The organism is Bacteroidota bacterium, from assembly GCA_038746285.1.
Lineage (GTDB): Bacteria > Bacteroidota > Rhodothermia > Rhodothermales > JANQRZ01 > JANQRZ01.
Genome location: JBCDKT010000109.1, coordinates 1 through 2,366, shown reverse-complemented (window position 1 = coordinate 2,366; position 2,366 = coordinate 1). Strand labels below are relative to the sequence as shown.

The following is a 2,366-nucleotide window of genomic DNA, read 5'->3' as shown; positions in this document are numbered from 1 at the left end:
GAACGGCAGGTGCAGCACCGGGTCCGGCGCGGAGAGGTCGTTGGCCCAGAGGAACGACTCCTGGCGGATCAGGATCGAGTTCTGGAAGAAGCGCCACAGCGCGATGATGATTGGGTACTGCAGCAACAACGGCAGACAGCCGCCGAGCGGGTTCACGCCCCGGTCCCGGTAGAGCTTCATCATCTGCTCCTGCTGCTTCTGCGGGTCGTCCGGGTACTTCTCCTTGAGCGCGGTCATCTCCGGCTGGAGGTCGCGCATCTTCGCCGTGCTCCGGTAGGCCGACTTCGTCAGCGGGTAGAGCAGGATCTTGATCAGGATGGCGAAGAGGATGATGACGACGCCGTAGCTCGGGATGAACGTCCCGAAGAGGCGGAAGACCGGCGCGATGACGTACTTCGCGAGCGGCCGCGTCATGAACGCGCCGAAGCCATAGTCGACGACCTCGTAGAGGCTCTCGTCGTAGTCGTCGAGGAAGCTCAGGTCGACGGGGCCGAGGTAGAGCGTGTACGGGTTCGGCTCGCCGGTGGCCGCGCGCGGGATGAGCAGGCGTGTGGTGTAGTAGTCGTCGAAGGCGGCCTCGCCCGGCTCGCCGATCCGCAGGCCGTCGAGTTCCGCGCCCTCGGTCGCGAGCCCTTCGCCGGGAAGGATGGCTGCGACGAAGTACTTGTTCTTGACCGCCGTCCACTCGATGGTGCCGGTGATCAGCTCGTTAAGCTCCGGCTCCTTCGAGAGCTTGATCTGCTCGACCTCGCCGCCTGCGCGGACGTAGGCGCCGGCGTTGATGGACTCGTCGTTGGCGTCGAGCTCGTCGAACGGCAGGCCGCCGTCCCAGAGAAGTTCGTAGCCGCCCGCGCGCGTGAGCAGGTTCGAGTTCACTTCCTCGACGGCAAAGCCGACGCCGTGGCCTTCGGGCTCGAAGGTGTAGGCGAGCCGCAGCGCGCCGCCGCCGATGGGCGCGTCGAAGGCGATCTGCTGGGGGCCGTCCGTCACGCGGATCGTGTCCTGCGTGGACGCCGTCGTCTGGAAGAAGAGCGAGCGCGAATCGACGATGCGGCCTGAGGGCGGCGTGAAGACGACCGCCAGCGCGCCGTCGTCCGTGTTCGAGACGAGATCGACCGGTGTCGCTTCTTCGCCCGCTTTGTTGTACTCCTTAAGGACGAAGTTGAGCATCGTCCCGCCCTTGGTCGAGAGCGTGGCGATGTAGGTCTCGGTCTCGACGACGACCGTCTCGGCAGTGCCTTGGGTGGCCGCGGCGAAGGCCGAGTCGGTCGGAGCCGCGAGCGTGCCCTCGACAGCCGGGTCGACGAGGAAGGGCTCGCCCTGGTCGAGCGAGTCGGGCTGGAGCGCCGCGAGCGAGTCGGCGATGGCCTGGCGCTGCTCCGGCGTGGGAGGCTCGGGCGCGAAGAAGATCATCCACACCCCCATGATGACCGAGATCAGGACGATCCCGACGAGGGTGTTGCGGTCGAGGCCTTGCTGCTGCTGGTCCACGAGGAAAGGGGGGTACGAGCGGGTGGGGAGAGCGCCAGGCAGGCAACGGGGGCACGGAGGGGCAGTTTCGCCCCGGTCGTGCATTGCGTGCCGTGAATTATTCTGCCGCCTTCGGTTGAGACCGCGTTTGCTCCGTCTGCAACTCGTTCAAGACCCGGTCGAGGGCACGGGGCAGGTCGCGCCGGATCTGCTGTGAAGCGGTGGCTTCCTGGCCGCGAAAGAGCACCATCGCCGTGAGCGTCTCGGGGCGGTCGGAAAAAAGGTCCACCAACGGATGCTGGTGGACCCGGAACGTCTCGCGCAGGAGGCGGCGGAGGCGGGTGCGGCCGGCGTTGGTGCGCGCCCGGCGACCCGGCGCAAAGCCGACCTGGATGGGCACGCGGCGGCCGACGTCGGCCTCGGAGGCGAGGCGGTAGAGCACCGCGATGGACCCGGCGGTGACGCGGCGGACGTCGGTGCGGCTGCGGTCGAAGAGCGGGCGGATCAGGCGACGGCGCTTCAGGCGGAAGGCACGCGGCCATCCATTCCGACGTGGGCGATTGCGCTGAGGCCGATCGCGCCGGGTCTCCTCCGCCATCGCGGGCTACGCTACTTGGTCGAGCGGGTGTCGCTCACCGTGAGGTTCTTGCGGCCCTTCTTGCGACGGGCAGCGAGCACCTTGCGGCCGTTCTTGGAGGCCATCCGCTTACGGAAGCCGTGCTTGTTGGCGCGCTTGCGGCGGCTGGGCTGGTAGGTACGTTTCATGACAGTCGGATGCTTAGACAGTCGAAGGCTGGGGAGCCGAAAAGGCGAGGCGTCAGGTCCGAAGCAGCGAACTGCCGAGCGGGCAGCAGTGCGCTTTGCGGAGCCGATGAAGATACGCCGCGTGCTACCCG

3 protein-coding genes are annotated in these 2,366 nt (G+C 67.5%); all 3 read right to left on the bottom strand.

The features are described 5' to 3' along the window. Nucleotides 1-1,491 (bottom strand): membrane protein insertase YidC (yidC, locus tag AAGI91_17615; protein ID MEM1044431.1); only part of this gene is annotated, 1,491 nt, incomplete at its 3' end. A gap of 97 nt (nt 1,492-1,588) precedes the next feature. Beyond that, nucleotides 1,589-2,068, bottom strand: coding sequence for a ribonuclease P protein component (locus tag AAGI91_17610; protein ID MEM1044430.1), 480 nt, complete (start codon nt 2,066-2,068; stop codon nt 1,589-1,591). Nucleotides 2,069-2,079: 11 nt separating this feature from the next. Further along, a complete protein-coding gene (gene rpmH, locus AAGI91_17605) occupies nt 2,080-2,235 on the bottom strand; it encodes a 50S ribosomal protein L34 (GenBank protein MEM1044429.1) in 156 nt (51 codons plus the stop codon). Nucleotides 2,236-2,366: the final 131 nt, after the last annotated feature.

Excerpts from the sequence above, each read along its gene's own strand:
- AAGI91_17610 (MEM1044430.1), bottom strand. The coding sequence starts at position 2,068 with ATGGCGGAGGAGACCCGGCGCGATCGGCCTCAGCGCAATCGCCCACGT.
- rpmH (MEM1044429.1), bottom strand. The coding sequence starts at position 2,235 with ATGAAACGTACCTACCAGCCCAGCCGCCGCAAGCGCGCCAACAAGCAC.